Raw genomic sequence first — 20,296 nt, 5'->3', positions numbered from 1 at the left:
TCGTTCTAAAATTACGCGGCAGCTTGGTACTCTTTCAGAAACGGCATGATCGCGGCAGTAAATGCATCATTCACATCACCTGCAACCATATGACCAGCTTCTTTCACATCTGTGAACTTGGCGTGTGGCACCAATTCAAGAAATTCATCCACATGGCTCTGCTTCACAAGCTCTGAAGCCGCTCCGCGCACCAGCATGCTCGGCACTTTTAGATTGGCCGCAGCCTGTAACAGCTCACCTTGTATCTTGTCTTTCATATGAGCCCGCTCTGCATGCTGCGTGATGAAACGCGGGTCCCAATGCCAGCGATAGCGACCATCTTCCCGCAGCCGCAGATTCTTGGAAAGTCCGTCCAGCGTCTTCGGGCGTTTCCGATGAGGCAGGTAAGACGCAATCATATCAGCTGCTTCTTCAATGCTGCCAAACCCGTCTTCCACTTTTTCTGTCATGAATGAGAGGATCTTATTCACCCCGCTTTCGTCCAGACGAGGCGTCACATCAACTAAGACAACACCGGCCAGCACACCAGGACGCAAAGCGCCCTCTGCCAGAAGAGACGCAAGACCGCCCAGAGAAGCTCCGATAGCAACTGGTTTGACACCGGTTTCCTCAAGGATCTGCGTGGCAACCGCAGCAACATCGGCGCCGAAGTCAGAAAAGAAGTACTTATCTCCCTCAACCCACGCGCTATCGCCATGCCCCCGCATATCAAGACAGAAAGCCTGCATCCCTGCATCGGCAATCCGCTCAGCAGTCTTGCCCCACGAATGCCTCGTCTGCCCACCGCCATGCATCATCATGACCACCTGGCCTTCTGTGCCAAACCTGTCTGCAATAATGCGGTTTCCATCGGCTCCGATAAATTCGTGGGTGCCTTTCTTCATGAAAATTGCTCCAAAAACTCTAATGTACCTTTTTTGAAAACCTTATCGCCAACAGAGGTCATATGATCCTTGTTGGGGATTTCCAGATAACTGGCGTTTTGCATCACATCCACGAGGGCCTGCGGATCGCCTGCCACATCATCATCAGTGCCAACCGCAACCAGCGTTGGCGCCGTAATCGTCGACACCATCTCCTCAGAAATCGGCGTACGGGCAGATTGCATACACGCAGCCAGCGCCCGACGATCAGACTTGGTCTGTTCAGCAAACGCTCTGAACATACGAGCGCCCCGATCCGTCACATCTGAAAGTTTGTCAGCCAACAGGGCATCAATGATCGGCTGAGGATTCCCGACACCGGAGATCAGGCCATAACCCAAACCACCAAGCGTCAGCGAACGCACTCGGTCCGGCGCCTGCACAGCGCAAAACACGGAGATACGCGTGCCCATGGAGTAGCCAAACAGGTCCGCCCGATCGATATAAAGATGATCGAGCAGTTTCAGGGCGTCCTCAGCCATGACTGGCGCGCCATAGTCCTCGGCATTGTAATATTTATGACTTTCGCCATGACCGCGATTATCAATCGCGATCACACGACGGCCATCCTTCACCAGCAGATCAACCCAACCAGGATACACCCAGTTGATAAGTTTATTGGATGCGAATCCGTGGATCAGCAGGATTGGATCGCCCTCTCCTTCATCAAGATAAGCGATAGGATGATCGTTATTGTTGAATATTGGCATATTACCTAACGTTTACGTAAAGGAAAACTATGGGATCATGGGAGCGTAAATGTAACTATCAAGAAAGAAAAGACCAAAGGCCTATCAATTTGGATTAGTCCCTCACCTATTCACACAGAACAAACCAACGCTGAATCCACCCAAAAAACGCAATCCATCGCAATGAACTTCGGTACAGTTGTGGACCGCACACGCTCTAACGCAATCATTTTTCAGGAAAACCTGTTTTTTTGCACAGAACCAATTTATTGTCGGCGGCAAATTTCTGTTCCATGGAGCTTGGCGAAACAATGGCCGATAATGTCGTACCTCATTTCCACAACACCATTGGCGTTGATGCCATCAAAATTGGCGCCAAAGAGTTCATGTGCATCGGTGCAAAACCACCACTCGATCATCCGCACATTTTCCTTGATATGGGTGCAGATGACAATGTGATCTGCCCGTACTGCTCTACCCTTTATCACTACGATCCAAAACTGGGTGCCAAGGAATCCAACCCGGCTGATTGTGTATGGACACCTGACGCAGCCTAAGCGCCGTGTCACTTGAACGATAATTCCAACACTCATCAATCTCGCTGCTTTGCCTGAACCCCCAATAACTCGGGCAAAGCACGGCAGGCAAGCTGCGCAATGATACCCAAAAATATCGCTATCGCAGGAGCCGGGATCGCCGGACTTACAGCTGCGTTATACCTTGCCCGTAAGGGCCACAGTGTTTTCCTGTTCGACGCGGCTCCAGAGCTTTCCGAGGTCGGTGCGGGACTTCAGTTATCACCCAACGCAATGAGGTGCTTGCAGGCGCTCGGTTTAGGCCCTGCCCTCATGTCCAGATCAGTCTCCCCGGCCAGCGTCAACATTCGCTCCGGTCATGACGGCTCGCAACTTGCCACAGTCCCGCTTGGGCGCATTGCAGAAGACCGTTACGGCGCGCCTTATTACGTGATCCACCGCGCAGACCTGCAGCAACTGCTGCTGGATGCTGTCCTGAACACACCGGAGATCACGTTGCATCTGGGCACCCCTATCGAAAGTGCTGAGATCAGCGGTGAAAGAATCAAGCTCATGGGCCCGGCATTCTCACAGCCTCTGGCCGATACGCCGGAGCAGTTCGACCTGCTCGTTGGAGCTGACGGGGTGCGCTCCAAGATCCGCCAGAACACTGTGGGCGGAGCGCCAGCCAAACACACTGGCTTTGTGGCCTACAGAGCAACAGCAGAACCACCGTTTGATCTGGAGCACCTGCTCAGCACCTCTGGCCTCTGGTTGGCACGCGACGCTCACCTGGTCCAGTACCCGATTAAGAACGGTAAGCTGCTCAATATCGTCGCCATCGCCAAAGAAAAATGGGAGGAAGACACCTGGTCCCACCCGGTCGGGCGCGATCATGTGCGCAAACACTTCCGCAACTGGACACCGGACGCTCTGCGCCTTGTCTACCTGCCGGACACATGGACCCGCTGGTCCCTGTGTGAGGTGGATACCCGCCCTGCGTGGACAAAAGGCCCCGTCACTCTCATTGGTGATGCAGCCCACGCCATCCTGCCGTTTTCCGCGCAAGGAGCGGCCATGGCAATTGAGGATGCGGCAGTCCTATCCAAAATGGTCGACAAACACGGCGCAACACCACAGGCCCTACAAGCCTACGAGGCGGCACGCCGGCCACGCATTGATAAGATGGCCAAGCTCGTGAAGAAAAACGACTGGGTCTACCACATGGGCTTCCCGCTACGCATTGCGCGCGACCTTGTTATGAGATCCAACACACCAACCCAGCTTCTTGATCGTTTGAACTGGGTCTATGAATGGACACCGGAAGACACCACCAACTAAAACAAACTATCAGAGCCCGACATAGTCAGGCCCGATCTAGTCAGGAATACAAAAACGCCATGACCAATGAAATCATCACAGCTGGGTATGTCGTCATTGGCGACGAAATCCTGTCGGGCCGGACCAAAGACAAGAATATCGGCTTCCTGGCGTCCTACCTGACAGACATCGGTATAGACCTTTGTGAGGTCCGCGTGGTCCCCGATGTTCAGGAAAAGATCGTCGAGGCTGTCAACGCTCTGCGTGCCGAATACACCTATGTCTTCACCTCCGGCGGCATCGGCCCCACCCATGATGACATCACGGCAGAAGCAATCGCCAAAGCCTTTGACGTTCCTATTGATCTGGACCCACGCGCTTATAAGCTGCTGGAAGATTTTTATGGGCCGGGAGAGTTCACCCCTGCCCGTCAGCGTATGGCGCGCATTCCCGAGGGTGCCGACCTGATAGAAAACAAGGTCTCCATTGCACCGGGTTTCAGAATGGAAAACGTCCACGTCATGGCAGGCGTTCCAACCATCATGCAGGCAATGTTTGATGCGATCGTACCGACACTAAAAACCGGTCAAAAAATGCTTTCAGTAACAATTGAGGCCCCTCTTCCTGAGAGTCGCATTGCCCCCGACCTAGGGGAAATCCAGAAAAACTTCCCCCAAACGTCAATTGGCTCGTATCCGCAGTCAAAAGATGGAGTATTTTCCACACAGGTTGTTGTGCGATCTAGGTCAAATGATGTACTGGAACAGGCCAGTGAAGCCGTCCGAGCAGCCGTAGAAGCTGCAAAGACAAAATATCTTTGAAAGAAGACACATGGATAATCAGCAGCAATCCAAAGCATTCCCGGTCTCTTGGGACCAATTCCACCGCGATTGCCGTGCCCTCTCTTGGCGCCTCGCCGACAAGGGCGAATTTAAAGCGATTGTAGCCATCACACGTGGTGGTCTTGTTCCAGCTGGCATTATTGCACGCGAGTTGGGTGTTCGCACCATCGAAACAGTTTGCATCGCCTCCTACCACGACTACGACGATCAGGGTGACTTGAAGGTCATCAAGCCAATCGATCCAAAAGTGATCGGTGGCAACGACGGCGAAGGTATTCTCATTATCGACGATCTGGTCGATACCGGAAAAACTGCAAAAGTAGTTCGCGAAATGCTGCCAAAAGCACACTTTGCAACCGTCTACGCCAAGCCAATGGGCCGCGATCTGGCTGATACCATCGTAACTGAAGTCTCACAGGACACATGGGTCTACTTCCCATGGGATCTGGGCATGCAGTTCCAGCCACCAATCTCCAAGGATACCGCAGGCTAATCAGCCATAGGAATTCTGCATAAGAGTTTCAAAGCCTCGGCCTCACCGCCGAGGCTTTTTCATTCGCGCCTCAGCCCATCAAGGCCACAGCAGATTAGACAGCGCTCGAGCCAACTCAGCTATACCTGAGAATATTTATCCCCTCCCCCAAATATAAAGTCATACTAATCCTATGCCTGCGTAATGGGCTGCTGACGGACCGTCCGTCAGTTGGTCGCAGGCTGGATGGGGCTACTGTGAGAGGTAACGCATTTCGCAGCAGGTCCGTGGAGGTTGCCCAAGCGCCATGAGTGTTGGGGCGGGAGGATGCGCGGCCGAACCAAAGGGCACCAGCACTGCTGACACTTCTCTGCGAGATGTGCCATACACAGTGTCTTTTGGACCTTGGCCATAGCCTCCTACAAAAACATCCGGGCAAGGCGATAGCTGATGCCGAAGACTCATTTCTAACAATTAGCGCAGGCATCGCCTGCCGCCTTGCTCATCCCGATTTCCGGGAACTCTGGTTCAACACTGCATGGAAGGCCATGTGGTGCGTTCAGTGCAGGAGAACACCCACCAAAAGTTAGGTTCTCATCCGCTTTAACACCGCACCTTGATGGCGCGATCAGCGATGATCTCATCCGCCGTCAGGCGGCAACCAATTGCATAGACTTCAACGCCTGCTTTCACAGCCGCATCAAATGCCTCGCCGTACTTAGGATCAATATCACGGGCCAGAACAAGCGCATCGCAGTCATCACGCTGGATTAGAAACACCATGGCAGCGCGGTGACCTTCACGAACCATATCAGAGAGCTCATCCAGATGCTTCGCACCACGAGCAGTCACCGCATCAGGAAATTCTGCAACGCCATCTTCACGAGCCAGCGTAACGTTCTTCACCTCAACATAGGTGCGCTTGTCGTCTTCGCCTTCCAGCAGGATATCAATGCGCGAATTCTTACCGTACTTCACTTCCCGGCGCAGCTTGTCGTAGCCGGTCAGTTCTGGAATGCGACCAGCCTCAATCGCCTCTTCAACAAGGCCATTCGGGCGACTGGTGTTGATGCCCACCATTGCACCATCAATCTCGAGCATTTCCCATGAGTATTTCAGCTTGCGCTTTGGATCATCATTCGGCGTCAGCCACACTTTGATGCCTGGCTCTTTGAGACCCATCATGGAACCAGAATTCGCGCAATGTGCGGTCACCTCGGTCCCGCCGTCATCCAGCGTCACATCTGCCAAAAACCGTTTGTAACGCTTAATCAACTGGCCCGTAACCAGCGGCACATCAAATCGCATGACGACCTTCCAAAACTAGCTAGATTATTTGGACCAGAAATCAGGGTCCAGCAGGATCAGCACTGTAAACAGCTCCAGACGTCCCAGCAACATGGCTGCACACAAAATCCATTTCACAGGATCAGGCAGCGCCGCAAAGGTGCCGGACGGCCCGATCACGGAGCCAAGGCCCGGTCCAACATTGCCAACGGACGTGGCAGCAGCAGAAACAGCGGTCACCAGATCCAGATGGAACAGTGACAGGATCAGCGTGAGAATACCAACGGTACCAATATAGACCACAAGGAACGCGAGAACAGAAAATGTCAGTTCCGGCGTAAGGCGCGTATTACCGTAGCTCACCGTGATCACCCGGTTCGGGCGTACCATACGGCGCATATGCGCGATCACAGTGCCAAAGAAGACGAGAAAGCGGAAGATCTTGATGCCGCCCGTTGTCGACCCGGTACACCCGCCCACAAACTTCAAAAGGAACGCCAGACCAATCACCGGCGCACCCCAGGCTGTGTAATCCCCCATGGCATAGCCGGTACCGGTGATCACAGAAGTCACGTTGAACGCAGACTGCAAAAGCGCACTGCCAAAACTATCAGCATTCCCGGAGGTTCCAAGATAGATTGTCAGAGCAAGAGAAATCAGTCCAACCAGCCACAAAAACGCCCGCACCTGCGGATCCAGCCACAGCCTCATCGGTTGACCGCGCAAGGACTGAATGATCAACACAAACGGCAGCGCCCCGACAATCATGAAAACCACGGCAATCCACCCGGTCACCGGGTTTGTAAAATAACCAAAGGAGTTATCATGAGTGGAATAGCCACCTGTTGCGATCGTGGTCATTCCGTGGTTGACCGCGTCAAACATAGTCATCCCGGAGAACCAGAAGAGCACAATGCAAATACTGGTCAGCAGCAAATAAGTCAGGCCAATCAACCGGATCAACTCTACAGAACGGCTGACAATCTTTTCGCTTTGGTCAGAGCTCTCTGTCTGAAACAACTGCATTCCGCCAATGCGCAGGAACGGTAAAAGCACAATCGCCATAACGACAATACCAACACCGCCCATCCACTGCATCAAGGAGCGCCAGACCAGCAAGCCCGGCGGCAGCGAGTCAAGCCCTGTCAGTACAGTCGAACCAGTGGTGGTAAACCCGGACACAGCCTCGAACGCCGCATCCACATACGCAATACCAAGCCACAAAAACGGCAGCGCACCGAAGGCAGGCAGTGTTACCCAGCACAGTGTTGTCAGGATGAAAGTCTGGCGTGTATCCAACCCGTCACGTAGCGCACCACCCATGGCGACGATGAACAGCATGCCAACAAGACCGGTAATGAGCGCTGAAATGATAAAGGCTTGCCAGTCAGCGTTACGCGACACAACATCCACAAGGGCCGGGATGAGCATAGCAGCAGCAAGGCCGACATAAAGGTACCCAAGCACACTTAAAACCGGTCGTATTGAAACCAACATCTATACCGCCGACATGAAACCCAAATTAGCCCGCCCGCTAGCCACATAGTGTCCCGTCACGGACGAGATTGGAACGGCGTACTCTTAAATATCTGTTGGAGACTGGTTTTAGGGCACTTAGTGATATCTGGCAATTGAATTAATCGGGTAAAAACTTACTCACACAGTAAGATTGCGGGCAAACATTTGAATATGTTGACGCAGCGCGATCTCCCATGTTTGTGGGTAAAGAAGCGTTACCGCCAAAATCCTGGGTTAAACAACACCAGCACGGTGAACAGTTCCAACCGTCCGAGCAGCATTGCCCCAGCAAGCACAATCTTCGCGCTGCTTGGGATGTCGGAGAAGTTTCCGACAGGCCCAATCACATCCCCAAGACCCGGCCCCACATTCGAAACCGCTGTGGTCGCCGCACTCATCGCGGTGATCAGATCCAGCCCAAGCCCCCCCAAAAGAACAGTGATCAGACCCACTGTCGCCATATAAACCACGAGGAAAGCAAGAACCGAGAACGCAAGATCAGGCGTAATGTTCGTCTCACCGTATCGTACTGGAACCACCTGGTCCGGCCGGATCATCTTGTTCATATACGCCCGGACCGTGCCAAAGAAGACGATAAACCGAAAGATCTTGATGCCGCCGCTGGTTGACCCAGTACAGCCACCGATAAAGGTCAGCATCAAGAAAAAGCCCATCATCGGTGGACCCCACGCTGTATAATCGCCCAAGCCGTAACCGGTCGTCGTGATGATGGACACCACCACAAACATCGCCTCAACAACAGCGCGTGTGAACGTGAAGTTATTCTCGATACCAAGATAGAGCGCCGTCAGAGACGACAGGATGACGAGCAAATAAAGAAACGCGCGTGCTTGCGGATCCTGAAACAGCGCCATTGGATTCTTCGTCAAAGACTTGATCAGAACCACGAACGGCAACCCTGAGGCAATCATGAAGACAATCGCAATCCCTTCGGCGGCCGTGTTCTCAAAATGGGCAAAGGACGCATCGTGGGTGGAAAAACCGCCTGATGACAGAGTAGTCATCGCATGGTTCACCGCATCAAAAGGCGTCATGCCGGAAAAGACATAAAGCACCGCACAAGTCAGCGTCAGCATGATGTAAACGCCGCTGATCAGGCGTGTCAGATCAGTTGCCCGCGCAACAATCTTCTCACCCCGGTCCGAACTCTCGGTCCGGAACAGCTGCATACCGCCAATACGCAGCAGCGGCATGAGCAGCATGGCCATAACAATAATGCCCACTCCGCCAACCCACTGGGTCAATGAGCGCCAGAACAACAGTCCCGGCGGCATACCATCCAGACCAATCAGAACAGTAGAGCCTGTTGTGGTAAAGCCCGACACACTCTCAAAAAACGCATTCTCAAAACCGATACCAAGGCTGAGAAACGGCAGAGCACCACAAATCGGCATCACAAGCCATGACGCCGTAGTCAGCAAAAAGGCCTGACGGATGGTTAAGTGCGTGACTTCATAGTTGGCCGTTGAAACAGCAAGCAGCAGGCCGAACAGACCAACAAACAAGGAGGAAAGCGCAAACGCAATCCAGTCAGGATTGCTAAAGTAAATGTCCACAAATGCAGGCGCCAGCATCAAAATGGCCAGACCAACCATAAAGTATCCAAGCACCCGTAATACGGGACCCACCAGCGCCATAATATCTCTCATCTCAAGATGGGCTTCACCCCAAGGCGAATGCACCAACAAGTTTTAATCTCAAATCCTACAGAAACTCGGTTAAGCATCTCAGCAAGCCGGCCTAACAAATCGGTCTGATGATTTTCGAGGTTACTGGGAAGTGAAAATCTGAAACTATGAGCCGAACCCGTAAAAAGGTCTGGCCGAATGGTGCGCATATCTACGCCAAAAGTATCACACAGCCAAGTTTTTTCTTTAATTGAACCCAGTTCAGTCCAGCAAAGTGCAAAAGCAGAGTGCAGCGCTCAACGCAATAGCATGGCCTACTTGGCGACTGCACAGCCAATTTTAGCCCGCAAAACCACTTGGCTAGCACATTCCCACAGTGCTGCGACAATACTACCGATAAGTCATTCTACCGCGACAGGATGTGACCTATAGGTCATGATCTAAATCAAGCGTTGCACACGCCCAATATGAGCGAATTTTGTTATATCTTTGTTTTAAATACGTTATTGCAAACTGAAATTTCACAACACCAAAATCTCATCAATCTAGCAAAATCAAATAGATAGACCATAATGTCGCAGTTTTTCTCGTTATAGACAAAATCTATAACGCAATAGACTCATACGATTTTATTTAATCTAAAACCTTCTGCAAGTTCTCGCTGAACACCGAAAGTCTCCCAGCGTCATCCACACCGGGAGCCTTTCGGAACTGAAGAACAGGGGAAGGGTACTCATGATCTAGATTTGTGGTTTGCAAGGTCTCAAAAAGACCAGCACGCCCGGAAGGAAAGGGCCAGCGAGTTTAATTCTGCTGGCACAGTTGCACTTTTACACCTCCCAAAAAAGCTGTAGCTCAAACCCTGAAAATCCTGAGGGCTTTTCCGCAAACCACAATTCAAGATCATGGACCGGAATGTCTTCATCAGCTTCGCTCGGGCAGTAAGCACCATGGAGCCAAACTCTCCTTTCCCCCGTCAGTTTTGATGGAGAATGGCTGTTATGCTGCAGCAAACAGACAGATACGAAGAATCCTATAGTGAGGCACACAAGCCTGCCAGCGAGTTCGAAACACGTTCCGATTATCTCGACCACGAACTCCAGATCATGAAACCCCGCCGCTGGGGTCTGAATCTGCCAGGCCGCGACTTCCGCTTCGAAATGGAAGACTTCGTCCCGGCAATCGCAGGCACCATCGGCATCTCCGTGATGTACTCAGCAGTTATGACCGCTTGGGCAAGTGGCCTGACCGCAAAGTGGCCTCACGTTAATCTCGGCGCAGAATGGATCATCGAAGTCGTCCGTGTTGAAATGCTCATCCCCGCACTGATCTTTTGCATCATCGGGTCCGGCTTCCTGAACCCACGCGCCAACCTTGCAGGCAACCATGGCCCAATGATCCCTCTCATTGGCTCCATCGCCCTGGCAGGCGCTCACCCACTGGCTTTGGCAGCATTGGTCTGCATCTTCGGCCTACTGCTCAGCTACTTCAAAGGCGGATCACGTCTGGTGAACCTGACCAGTCAGGGCGTGGCTGGTGGCCTGCTGGTGTTCCTCGGCTTCATGGGGGCAAAGGGTCAAATCACCTCCCTCTTCTCGTGGGCAGGCGGCCTGCAGGGCAAGCATGACCTTGCCTATAGCCTCTCCTACGTTGCTCTGGCGATCTTTGCCGTCAACATTCTGCTTTACGCATTTCTCGCAAAGGTCGGCAAACGTTGGCTCGCAATTCCAGCGTGCTCCATCGTTGCAGTGGTTCTGGCGCTTGCGCTTGGCGCTGGCGTTGACCTCCAGTTCACCACAGCACCCGGTCTGCCAAACATGAACCCATGGTACTGGTGGGGCTCCACCGAGACCGGCTGGCAGCTCGGCATCCCGAATTTCAGCCACTTTGTAGCATCCCTGCCTTGGGCAATCCTGGCCGTCGCAATGTGGTCCCCGGACTTCCTCGGACACAGGATCTTCCAGGAACTCAACTATCCAAAGAACACCGATAAAGTTCTGATGGATGTTGACGACACCATGACCTGCTGCTCCCTGCGCCAGTTCACCGGTACGTTCTTCGGCGGCGGTAACATCACCTCCTCCTGGGGCACCTACATGATCCCGGCTGCAATCGCCAAGCGTCCAATCCCTGCAGGCGCCATCCTGCTCGGCGCACTTACCATCATCATCGCAACCATGGGCTACCCAATGGACGTGGCCGTATGGCAGCCGGTGATGTCTATTGCCCTGCTCGTAGGCGTGTTCCTCCCGCTTCTGGAAGCAGGCCTGCAGATGGTAAAGTCCAACAACGATACCAATTCAGCCGGTATCTGCATCTTCGCAGCACTCGTAACCAACCCTGTGCTCGCATGGGCAGTCACCATGTTCCTTGATAACAACGGCCTGATTGGCGACAAGGAACGCGCAAAACGCCTGAGCTTTGCGGATCGCATCATCATTCCATCAGGTGCAGTCATCATCTGTACTCTGGCAATGGCAGCAGTTGGCATGCTGCCGGGTATTCCGGCACTCCTGTAAGCCGAAACCACACCCGACCAAATCTGAAGAAAGCGCATCGCCCAGCGGTGCGCTTTTTTCGTTTCTGCTGCGACAATACGCACCTGAGTAAAATCCAGACCCGTAACCTCCAGTACGCATGGCAAAATGTTCTGGCCCGTCATAGTAATAGGCATGGGATAACGCTAGCACCTTGTTTTTTAGAAATAAATCAGACCACACAGTACGTTATCGCGCCTGACAGAACGTCATCAGCCCCTTACCTCTCCCAATCGGCCCTGTCTCTTATAGATTATATCTATAACGTCATAGAGTCTGACGATTTCAACCGTACGCGGAACAAGCGCAAACTCCCCTTACGGATACAGGCTTATTCCTCCCGCCTGCCTCCCAGACACATTCCCGAAACGGGGCTTAGTTTTCGGAAGAAACGGATGTGATCGCAATAAAAAGATCGGGACAGTTTGCCGGGCGAAGCAATGCCAACTGTTTTGATCGCTCTAGGGGTTTGCTGATGTTTAAAATACCAAGCTTTATGCTGAAAGACGCGATTGTTGCCAAGCCGGGCTTCAATCGTTGGCTCGTACCACCGGCTTCCATTGCAATTCACCTGTGCATCGGTTCTGCCTATGCATGGAGTATCTACAACCCGGCTCTCATCAGAGAAATTGGCGGCATCGCACCGGCGGCTGAAGACTGGTCTCTCAGTTCAGTTGTCTGGATCTTCTCAGTCGCCATTCTGTTCCTTGGGTTGTCTGCTGCGTTTGCAGGCAAATGGCTTGAAAAAGTCGGCCCGCGCTGTGTCGGCACAACCGCAGCCTTCTGCTGGGGCGGCGGTTACATCATCGGCTCCATCGGCATCATGACCCACCAGCTCTGGCTGCTGTACCTTGGCTACGGTGTCATCGGCGGCTGCGGTCTGGGTCTTGGATATGTCTCACCAGTGTCCACCCTGATCCGCTGGTATCCAGACCGCCGCGGTCTGGCAACCGGTATGGCCATCATGGGCTTTGGCGGTGGCGCAATCATCGCAGTGCCACTCAAAAGCTGGCTTTTGGGCCTTTATGCCAAAGCTCCCGACTATCTCGGCCCACTCGCTGACGTCCAGACAACCGTTGAGCACGGCATCCGCTACGTGCAGGTCGCAGGCGAGAAGCTGGAAGCCATCGTTGTGAGCGCCTCTCAGGCAGAGGCCACCTTCGAAGGCGCAAAGGCAGGCGTATACGTTGCAGGCACAGGCAACACCGGCGCAGCCTCCACCTTCCTCACGTTGGGCATTGTCTATTTCGTGGTGATGATCCTGGCATCCTTCGCCTACCGCATCCCGGCACCGGGCTGGAAACCGGAAGGCTGGGAACCACCACAGGAAGATCCTGCCAAACAGGGCCTGATCACCCGCCACCATGTGCACATTGATACTGCACTGCGCACACCACAGTTCTACCAGCTCTGGATCGTGCTCTGTTTCAATGTGACCGCAGGCATCGGCGTCATCTCTGTCTCCAAAACCATGATCTACGAGATCTTCGGCAATGGCATGCCAACCATCGTTGACGGTGCATTCACCGCAACCTACGTCCTGATGATCTCTGTCTTCAACGCCATGGGCCGCCTCGGCTGGTCTACCCTATCTGACTATATTGGCCGCAAGAACACCTACACAGTCTTCTTCGTACTAGGGTCCTTCCTGTACCTGTCCATTCCGCTCATCGCAGCAGAAGCAGGCGCAAGTCCCTCCGTGATGTGGCTGGTAATGTTCTACGCAGCAACCATGACCATCTTCACTATGTACGGCGGTGGCTTTGCAACAATCCCTGCGTATCTGGCAGATATCTTCGGCACCAAGTTTGTCGGAGGCATCCATGGCCGTCTGCTTACCGCGTGGTCAGCAGCTGGTGTGGCAGGTCCCTTCCTCATCACCTTCCTGCGCGAACGCTCTGTAAACGCCAAGATCCATGAGCTGGCAGAAAAGGTTGATCCGGCTTTGTTCCTGCAGACCTTTGGCGAAGGCAAAGACAAACTGGCAGAACTCATCGCAGCAAAATCCATCTCTGTTTCTAGACTGATGGAAGTGGCACCGGAAGGAACAGTTGATCCAACGCCGAGCCTCTACAACACAACAATGTATGTGATGGCTGGTTTGCTCGTCGCAGCACTTGTCTCCAACCTTCTCATGAAACCAGTCAATCCGAAGTACCACATGGCCGAGGATGCACTGGGTGAAGGAGAAGCACCAACAACAAAACCGGTAGCGGCTGGCAAACAAGCACCTGTGCCAGCGCCTGCCGAATAAGCAAGCAAACCCACACAACTAAGCCCGCGATTATCGCGGGCTTTTTTCATGTGTAAACCTGACCGTCAAAGTTGCTCTAATCTTTTTGCGTTGGCAGCAAAGGTCTCTTATACTGGGCAGCACATTCCACAAGAGAAGTAATAATCGCAGGCTCCAGCTCACGCTTTGTCATCACCATACCAACACTGTGCGAAACAGCTGGCTTGACCAGCGGAACCGACACGATCCCTGCCCCCAAGGACAATGCCGAAAGCTCCGGCAGGATTGCGCAATAACCAGCGCGGATAAAACCACCCAGCGCCGGAATGGTCTCCGCCTCAATATCCGGATCCAGCTCAACGCCCAGGAACCGTAGCGTGCTGTCCACCATCATCCGGTTCTGCATATTCGGAGACACCGCCACCATTTGCCCCGCATTTACAGCGGCCTCCCACTCCACAGCATCAGCGCCTTGAAGATGATGCCCGACAGGCACGAACAACCGGTAGTTCTCTTCATAAAGCGTGAAGCTGCTGTGCCTCTTTGCATCGCTGAACTGGGTGTAGGTGATGCCCGCATCAATCTGATAATCCTCCAGAGCCTTATGGATCTCACCATGGCTCATCAGATGGATTGTTGCATGCGCATGTGGGTGTTTTTTCTTCAGGTCCAGAATGAGGGACGCAATCGCAACATCGGCAGAAGGAATTACGCCGATATTGACCTTACCAAACATCTCAGTGCTTTTGCCCACAACCTCGTTACGCAAGCTATTGCAGTCCGCAAGCACCTTCTTCGCCCAGACGAGAATTCGCTCCCCTTCCGGCGTCAGCCCATGAAACTTCTTGCCCCGTTCGATGATAGGAACGCCCAGCTCAATCTCCAGCTGACGAATCCGACCTGACAGCGTTGGCTGTGTCACATTACAAGCCGCAGCCGCACGCGTGAAATGTCGCTCCTGAGCCAAAGTAACAAGGTATTGTAACTGCCGTATATCCAAGGAGCCTTCCCTTCACACAATGCCTAAAAGCAATGCTCTATAACACAAGAAAGCAATCAATTCAGAACGGGCACGGACACTATCTTGTATCACCTGATGTTGAAAGGCGATTTCCAGACAATGCGACATAAAAGCAAAACAACCGCACCATGCTCGCAACGCGAACGAACCTTAAAGTTGTCATTTCACAGCGTTTAAACTGGAAAACATCACTTAGCCACAATGCCTCTCATATTTGCGAGCAACACCAACGCAAAACAAACGAGGCCAAAGCAGCGTGACTGACACAAACAAGTGACTGACTGCTTTTGTGATTTTCAATCGGACGCTCCATGGCAAAAACCATTTCACGCCCGCTCCTTTGGGCCCTCGCTCCGGCTTTTCTCGTAACGCTGGCAGTCTCCGCCACCTATCTTCTCCTGCCCTATGACCTGCCCGGCACTGCTGATCTGGCAAAGGTGAAGGAAGAGCGCTTGCCAGCCCTGCGCGCAGACCTGACCTTCAAAGGAATGGAATTAGGAAGCCCGGTCTACCTGCGCATCTTTAAAGAAGAAAGCCGGCTAGAGGCATGGGTCAAGTCCGGCGACACCTATCAGCCCTACAAGTACTGGGAGATCTGCAAGTACTCTGGCGATCTCGGACCGAAGCTCAAAGAAGGGGACGGCCAGTCTCCTGAGGGCTTTTACAATGTCTCCGCAAAACAGCTGAACCCCAACAGCAACTACCATTTATCCTTCAACCTCGGCTTTCCGAACGCCTTCGATCAATCACTCGGACGCACCGGCTCTTACCTGATGGTCCACGGCAATTGCCTCTCCGTAGGCTGCTACGCCATGACGAACCACAATGTCGAGGAAATCTACCTGCTCGTCGAAGCGGCCCTACAGAACGGACAAGACAACGTCCCGGTTCACATCTTCCCCTTCGAAATGACACAGGAAAATCTTAGCAAGCACGCTGACTCAAACTGGCAGGACTTCTGGCTCAACCTCAAGCAAGGCTACGACCTCTTCGAACACCACCGCAAACCACCAACAGTCTCGGCAAGACAAGGTCAGTACCTGTTTTCGATCTGAGTTTCTGGAGAAGAAAGTTTGGTGTAGGTGACGTGTCTCGACTCCGCAAGATCGTGCACGCCGCCCCCATTTTGAATATCCGGCAAATTGGATCAACGATCTCAGGCAGTGGAGTTACGCTGCCAAAACAGCGTAACTAATACAAAATCAAAGCCTGCCTTCACCGTTGTCCTACCGGCAACGGATTTACGCCGGCATAACGAATACCGCTCAAATCTGAGATCTCTCTCTTCCACGTGGTTAGATCTTCAAGCCTCATTTGTGAGAGGCTGTCATGGCCACAGGCCCTTGCCAATATTTTCATCAGATCCACACTGGAGCCAAAGAAGCGTTCCAGTTGGTCAGCACTCTTTTGTACATTCAACCGTTGGCGCAACTCAGGCTTCTGTGTTGTTATTCCAGTCGGGCAGTTATCTGTATGACACATACGTGCAGCGACACAGCCGACTGCTTGTATTGCTGAGTTCGATATGGCAATAGCATCAGCCCCAAGAGCCATTGCCTTTACGAAGTCCTCAGCCACGCGCAGCCCGCCAGTGATAACCAGCGTTACGTCTTTGCCGCAGCGATTATCAAGATGTCGGCGCGCACGGGCAAGTGCTGGGATAGTGGGCACGCTAATATGATCTCTGAAGAGCAAAGGCGCTGCCCCAGTACCACCGCCGCGGCCATCAAGAATAATGTAATCCGCACCGGCTTCCAGCGCAAAATCTATATCGTCTTCAATGTGATTTGCTGATAGCTTAAACCCAATTGGAACACCGCCTGATAGCTCACGCACCATATCAGCAAACTTGGCAAAATCGGCTGGCGTAATGAGCTTATCGAAGGTTGCAGGCGAAATACTATCTGTTCCAGGCTTCTGGTGCCTTACAGCAGCAATCTCCTCAGTAACTTTGTATCCAGGTAAGTGTCCTCCGGTGCCTGTTTTGGCACCTTGCCCACCTTTAAAATGAAACGCCTGAACATATTTTACTTTCTCGGGTGCCCATCCAAACTGTGCAGATGCCAGCTCATAGAAATAACGACTGTTCTCGTCGTGCTCTTCAGGCAACATGCCGCCTTCGCCCGAGCAAATGCCAGTACCGGCCTGCTCCGCACCCCTTGCCAATGAAACCTTTGCCTCTCTGGAAAGCGCGCCAAAGCTCATGTCAGAGACAAAGAGCGGGATATTAAGTTTCAGGGGCCGCTCGGCTTTCGGTCCGATAACCACTTCAGTTGAGACCGGCACCTCATCCAGCAGTGGTTTACGTGCCATTTGCGCTGGCAGAACTTGAATGTCATCCCAATGCGGCAGCTGAGAGCGTGGCACTCCCATAGCGCCGATTTCACCATGATGGCCCACTTTAGACAATCCATCACGCGCCAGTGCGTGAATACGCGCGACCGTTGGTTCCTCAGGGGTTGGCACAGCTTCTATGGTATCTTGCTGCTCTTTTGCCGGAATGTCATCGCCCACCTTCAGGTCGCCAAGCCGTGTGTGTGTCCCGTCACAAAGCGGCGCGTTGCCTGTAGACTTACACTGACAGAAAAAGACTTCCCCACTCTCCTTCGCTTTATACTCAAGCGGGTTTAAGCCGGTCGTTTTATGGGATCCATCACAGAAAGGCTGGTTCTTTGACCTCCCACAGGCGCACCAAAAGTACGTTTTCCCTTCTTCTAGAGTGACTTTCTGAGGATGTTTAGCTGCAATAATTGGGGATTGGGCCATACTTCTTTCCAATTACATCTGATGGATTTGTCGGCATTAGAGACTATACAGTATATTTACGTAGTTCACGAAGATCCATGAACTTCTGACAAAAAGGCCAGATGTTCTATCTGGCCTTTTTGGGGTGCTCTATTTCAGGTCATTATAGGCAGCAGGGACATTAAGGCTTGGGTGCACCCAATCCCAAATTGCATAACCTTTAAACTCTGGAAGACTGACCTTTTCTACGGTTTCTTCCAGTGTCAAACCTTCTGCCAAAGCGTCTCGAACGCCGTTGCGTACAGCCGTCAGGTAATCAATGTTCCATTTCACTGCAGCCATGTCAGTTGTTGGACCGTGACCGGGAACGACCGTGGTATCCGCATCAAACTCCTCATAAACGGCTTCAAGCGTTGCAAGTGTTTCCAGCAGGTGGCCGTCCAGGAGCCATGGCACCGCAGGGGCACGAGCAATAATCGGGTTACCGGTCCAGAGCACTTTGTCGTCCGGGACAGAGACGAACAGATCGCCGCCGGTTTGCGCAAAACCAAAGTCTTCGACCTTTACGACCTTGTCGCCCAGATCAATCGAGATACTTCCGCCTTTGCCGACCAGAATTTCAGCAGACACAGGCTTGATTTCCTCAATGCCGCGACCTTCACCAAAGTTCTGGATCATGAATTCCGTGTCGGCGACAAAATGATTGTCGATGTAATCGGCTGTTGTTTCGTGCTGAATGATATCAATTTCATCGGGCACGTAGTAGTTGCCGTAGGAGTGGTCACCATGAAAGCTTGTATTGACCAGATACTTGACCGGCTTATCGGTTTCTGCGGCGATGAGATCAAACAACTGCGTATTCAGTCGCTCATTCAGCATGGAGTCGATAACAAGCACACCATTGTCACCAATAACGAAGCCTGATGTGGTTGCAATCGGGAGGCCCTCAACCGACATTTCATCAGCACCAGTCGGGATCACAGCATAAACGCCATCTGCGAGTTTTTGTGACTCAAGAACGACTTTGTTGCCATCCCAGATGGGTTCTTGTGCTTGCGCCACACCAGCGGCACTTAGGCCAAGAACGGCGGCCATAATCAAGTTTTTCATATCCTAGCCCTTATCAGCGTTTTTACTGGTGAGGTGATACGCGTATGCTATTGATAGAACAAACATAAAAAATTGGATTCAGAGTTCAAATTTGGAGAACACATGGGGCAACTAGAAGACTTCAGAATGTTCGCGCTTATTGTTGAGCAGGAGAGCATCAGCAAAGCAGCAGACCATATGGGAATAGCGAAATCTGCGGTAAGCCGCAGATTGAGCCTGCTGGAAGATCAGCTCGGGACAGCGTTGATCCAACGAACTACGAGGCAGTGGCAAATCACCGAGGCAGGTCGCCTTCTCTACGAGCGCACACAACAGGTGATGGTGGATGTAGATGACATTTTCGCAGACTTGTCGGCGCAAAAACACGACGAGCATGGCCAGATACGCATATCCATACCGATGCAGTTCGGCTTAAGCTATTTAAGCCCGGTTTTGCTGAAGTTTTCGGATGAGTACCCGAACATTAATCTAACCGTAGACTTCACGGATCGCCTCGTCGATCTGATTGAAGAGAATTACGATTTAGCGATCAGGATTTCTCAGCTAAAGGACAGCTCCCTGATCTCCCGAAAGCTCGCCGACGTAACCCACCTTTTCTATGCAAGCCCAGACTACCTGAAGTCAGCCCCCCCACTTAACACCGCAGAAGACCTTAAGAACCATAAGCTGATCCAATACGGCCCTCTCAAGCGTTTCAAATGGAATTTTATCGGACCCAAAAACAAGGAGTTCTCAGTTTCACTGTCATCCCACATGAACACGAATAACTCCGAGTTCATGCTAGCCGCCGCAGCTGCCGGAAAGGGGGTGGCCCGGCTCCCAAGTTTCTTCGCCAGTGACTACATATCCAGCGGGAAGCTGGTAACGGTCCTGAATGATCTTAAGCAGGAGCCCTTCGGTATGCATGCCCTTTATCCGGGCAGCAAACACCTGCCACGGCGCGTCCGCGTACTCCTGGATTTCCTGAGCGAGCACTGCCAGCTCAAACACAGGAAAGAGGTCGGAGACACAGCTTAAACAAACGCAGACCGAACCCATCGAACAGGCACAATTAATGCCTGACACCAACGCGCTACGGACGGACCAATTGATTTTAAAGAAAAGAAAATTTGGTGCGGACGGCGGGACTCGAACCCGCAAGCCCAAGGGCGGCAGATTTTAAGTCTGCTGTGTATACCAATTCCACCACGACCGCTTGCAGGCTCCTGAGTACACGAGCAAAGCAACATCGTGCAAGTGCCTGTTTTTCGTTATCCAAGAAGTTCCGATGACTTTCCCCGAACCCGGCAACCATCAAAACCACGTAAATCCGGCCCCAATCAAGAGAATGCAACAGCCTGAATAAAATGCGTGCGAAGTTCAGGATGTGATCTTGTTTTTTCTCTACCTCTTTCAAAAATAACCGATATAAGTGGGGAAACACGAGATATTTCCA

General features: G+C 52.5%; 16 protein-coding genes and 1 tRNA gene. 8 read left to right on the top strand and 9 right to left on the bottom strand.

What is annotated here, in order from left to right; translation table 11 throughout:
* Positions 1-11: 11 nt before the first annotated feature.
* Complete coding sequence (locus IE076_RS11200; protein WP_189436842.1) at positions 12-884, bottom strand: alpha/beta fold hydrolase; 873 nt, start codon at positions 882-884, stop codon at positions 12-14.
* Entirely contained in the window at positions 881-1,633 is a 753-nt protein-coding gene (locus IE076_RS11195; protein WP_189436841.1) for an alpha/beta fold hydrolase, read from the bottom strand. The genes IE076_RS11200 and IE076_RS11195 overlap by 4 nt, the downstream gene beginning before the upstream one ends.
* Positions 1,634-1,923: 290 nt before the next feature.
* On the opposite strand from IE076_RS11195, the gene IE076_RS11190 reads away from it, so the two are divergent.
* The 4 genes from IE076_RS11190 to gpt all read left to right on the top strand — a co-directional run bounded on the left by IE076_RS11190 (position 1,924) and on the right by gpt (position 4,782).
* On the top strand, positions 1,924-2,169 hold the full coding sequence (locus tag IE076_RS11190) for a zinc-finger domain-containing protein (protein ID WP_189436840.1): 246 nt from the start codon (positions 1,924-1,926) through the stop codon (positions 2,167-2,169).
* Between the two features lie 99 nt (positions 2,170-2,268).
* Positions 2,269-3,468 (top strand): FAD-dependent oxidoreductase, encoded by a 1,200-nt coding sequence (locus IE076_RS11185; protein ID WP_189436839.1) that lies wholly within the window; start codon positions 2,269-2,271, stop codon positions 3,466-3,468.
* A 59-nt stretch (positions 3,469-3,527) separates the two neighbouring features.
* Positions 3,528-4,268 carry a competence/damage-inducible protein A gene (locus IE076_RS11180; protein ID WP_189436838.1) on the top strand — a complete coding sequence of 247 codons (741 nt, stop codon included), beginning with the start codon at positions 3,528-3,530 and terminating at the stop codon, positions 4,266-4,268.
* A 10-nt stretch (positions 4,269-4,278) separates the two neighbouring features.
* The gene (gpt, locus tag IE076_RS11175) at positions 4,279-4,782 is read left to right on the top strand and encodes a xanthine phosphoribosyltransferase (protein WP_189436837.1); all 504 of its coding nucleotides are present in this window, start codon (positions 4,279-4,281) and stop codon (positions 4,780-4,782) included.
* Between the two features lie 582 nt (positions 4,783-5,364).
* Here the strand turns inward: gpt and sfsA are convergent.
* The 3 genes from sfsA to IE076_RS11160 all read right to left on the bottom strand — a co-directional run bounded on the left by sfsA (position 5,365) and on the right by IE076_RS11160 (position 9,197).
* On the bottom strand, positions 5,365-6,069 hold the full coding sequence (gene sfsA / locus IE076_RS11170) for a DNA/RNA nuclease SfsA (RefSeq protein WP_189436836.1): 705 nt from the start codon (positions 6,067-6,069) through the stop codon (positions 5,365-5,367).
* Between the two features lie 24 nt (positions 6,070-6,093).
* A complete protein-coding gene (locus tag IE076_RS11165; protein ID WP_189436835.1) occupies positions 6,094-7,545 on the bottom strand; it encodes a TrkH family potassium uptake protein in 1,452 nt (483 codons plus the stop codon).
* A gap of 236 nt (positions 7,546-7,781) precedes the next feature.
* Positions 7,782-9,197 (bottom strand): TrkH family potassium uptake protein, encoded by a 1,416-nt coding sequence (locus IE076_RS11160; protein ID WP_189436935.1) that lies wholly within the window; start codon positions 9,195-9,197, stop codon positions 7,782-7,784.
* A gap of 1,019 nt (positions 9,198-10,216) precedes the next feature.
* On the opposite strand from IE076_RS11160, the gene IE076_RS11155 reads away from it, so the two are divergent.
* Positions 10,217-11,734 carry a DUF3360 family protein gene (locus tag IE076_RS11155; RefSeq protein WP_209009036.1) on the top strand — a complete coding sequence of 506 codons (1,518 nt, stop codon included), beginning with the start codon at positions 10,217-10,219 and terminating at the stop codon, positions 11,732-11,734.
* A gap of 493 nt (positions 11,735-12,227) precedes the next feature.
* A complete protein-coding gene (locus tag IE076_RS11150) occupies positions 12,228-14,006 on the top strand; it encodes an OFA family MFS transporter (protein ID WP_189436833.1) in 1,779 nt (592 codons plus the stop codon).
* A 76-nt stretch (positions 14,007-14,082) separates the two neighbouring features.
* Here the strand turns inward: IE076_RS11150 and IE076_RS11145 are convergent, their stop codons facing one another.
* Complete coding sequence (locus IE076_RS11145) at positions 14,083-14,985, bottom strand: LysR family transcriptional regulator (protein ID WP_189436832.1); 903 nt, start codon at positions 14,983-14,985, stop codon at positions 14,083-14,085.
* A 332-nt stretch (positions 14,986-15,317) separates the two neighbouring features.
* Here IE076_RS11145 and IE076_RS11140 point away from each other — a divergent pair, with 332 nt between their 5' ends.
* Positions 15,318-16,061 carry a L,D-transpeptidase family protein gene (locus IE076_RS11140; RefSeq protein WP_189436831.1) on the top strand — a complete coding sequence of 248 codons (744 nt, stop codon included), beginning with the start codon at positions 15,318-15,320 and terminating at the stop codon, positions 16,059-16,061.
* A 160-nt stretch (positions 16,062-16,221) separates the two neighbouring features.
* Here IE076_RS11140 and IE076_RS11135 read toward each other — a convergent pair whose 3' ends face one another.
* Positions 16,222-17,772 carry a glutamate synthase-related protein gene (locus IE076_RS11135; RefSeq protein ID WP_189436830.1) on the bottom strand — a complete coding sequence of 517 codons (1,551 nt, stop codon included), beginning with the start codon at positions 17,770-17,772 and terminating at the stop codon, positions 16,222-16,224.
* Between the two features lie 129 nt (positions 17,773-17,901).
* Positions 17,902-18,861 (bottom strand): MBL fold metallo-hydrolase, encoded by a 960-nt coding sequence (locus IE076_RS11130; protein WP_189436829.1) that lies wholly within the window; start codon positions 18,859-18,861, stop codon positions 17,902-17,904.
* Between the two features lie 102 nt (positions 18,862-18,963).
* On the opposite strand from IE076_RS11130, the gene IE076_RS11125 reads away from it, so the two are divergent.
* Positions 18,964-19,878, top strand: coding sequence for a LysR family transcriptional regulator (locus IE076_RS11125; protein ID WP_189436828.1), 915 nt, complete (start codon positions 18,964-18,966; stop codon positions 19,876-19,878).
* Positions 19,879-19,971: 93 nt separating this feature from the next.
* Here IE076_RS11125 and IE076_RS11120 read toward each other — a convergent pair.
* Positions 19,972-20,056, bottom strand: a tRNA-Leu gene (locus IE076_RS11120).
* Positions 20,057-20,296 lie beyond the last annotated feature (240 nt).

It is taken from the genome of Pseudovibrio japonicus, from assembly GCF_014651595.1.
In the GTDB taxonomy this organism is placed as follows: Bacteria; Pseudomonadota; Alphaproteobacteria; order Rhizobiales; family Stappiaceae; genus Pseudovibrio; species Pseudovibrio japonicus.
Note: the sequence above shows the minus strand (reverse complement) of the source record. Positions and strands in the feature narration are given on the sequence as shown.

Excerpts from the sequence above, each read along its gene's own strand:
- IE076_RS11125 (WP_189436828.1), top strand. The coding sequence starts at position 18,964 with ATGGGGCAACTAGAAGACTTCAGAATGTTCGCGCTTATTGTTGAGCAG.
- IE076_RS11155 (WP_209009036.1), top strand. The coding sequence starts at position 10,217 with ATGCTGCAGCAAACAGACAGATACGAAGAATCCTATAGTGAGGCACAC.
- IE076_RS11165 (WP_189436835.1), bottom strand. The coding sequence starts at position 7,545 with ATGTTGGTTTCAATACGACCGGTTTTAAGTGTGCTTGGGTACCTTTAT.
- sfsA (WP_189436836.1), bottom strand. The coding sequence starts at position 6,069 with ATGCGATTTGATGTGCCGCTGGTTACGGGCCAGTTGATTAAGCGTTAC.
- IE076_RS11200 (WP_189436842.1), bottom strand. The coding sequence starts at position 884 with ATGAAGAAAGGCACCCACGAATTTATCGGAGCCGATGGAAACCGCATT.
- IE076_RS11140 (WP_189436831.1), top strand. The coding sequence starts at position 15,318 with ATGGCAAAAACCATTTCACGCCCGCTCCTTTGGGCCCTCGCTCCGGCT.
- IE076_RS11185 (WP_189436839.1), top strand. The coding sequence starts at position 2,269 with ATGATACCCAAAAATATCGCTATCGCAGGAGCCGGGATCGCCGGACTT.
- IE076_RS11130 (WP_189436829.1), bottom strand. The coding sequence starts at position 18,861 with ATGAAAAACTTGATTATGGCCGCCGTTCTTGGCCTAAGTGCCGCTGGT.
- IE076_RS11180 (WP_189436838.1), top strand. The coding sequence starts at position 3,528 with ATGACCAATGAAATCATCACAGCTGGGTATGTCGTCATTGGCGACGAA.
- IE076_RS11190 (WP_189436840.1), top strand. The coding sequence starts at position 1,924 with ATGGCCGATAATGTCGTACCTCATTTCCACAACACCATTGGCGTTGAT.
- IE076_RS11135 (WP_189436830.1), bottom strand. The coding sequence starts at position 17,772 with ATGGCCCAATCCCCAATTATTGCAGCTAAACATCCTCAGAAAGTCACT.
- gpt (WP_189436837.1), top strand. The coding sequence starts at position 4,279 with ATGGATAATCAGCAGCAATCCAAAGCATTCCCGGTCTCTTGGGACCAA.
- IE076_RS11195 (WP_189436841.1), bottom strand. The coding sequence starts at position 1,633 with ATGCCAATATTCAACAATAACGATCATCCTATCGCTTATCTTGATGAA.
- IE076_RS11150 (WP_189436833.1), top strand. The coding sequence starts at position 12,228 with ATGTTTAAAATACCAAGCTTTATGCTGAAAGACGCGATTGTTGCCAAG.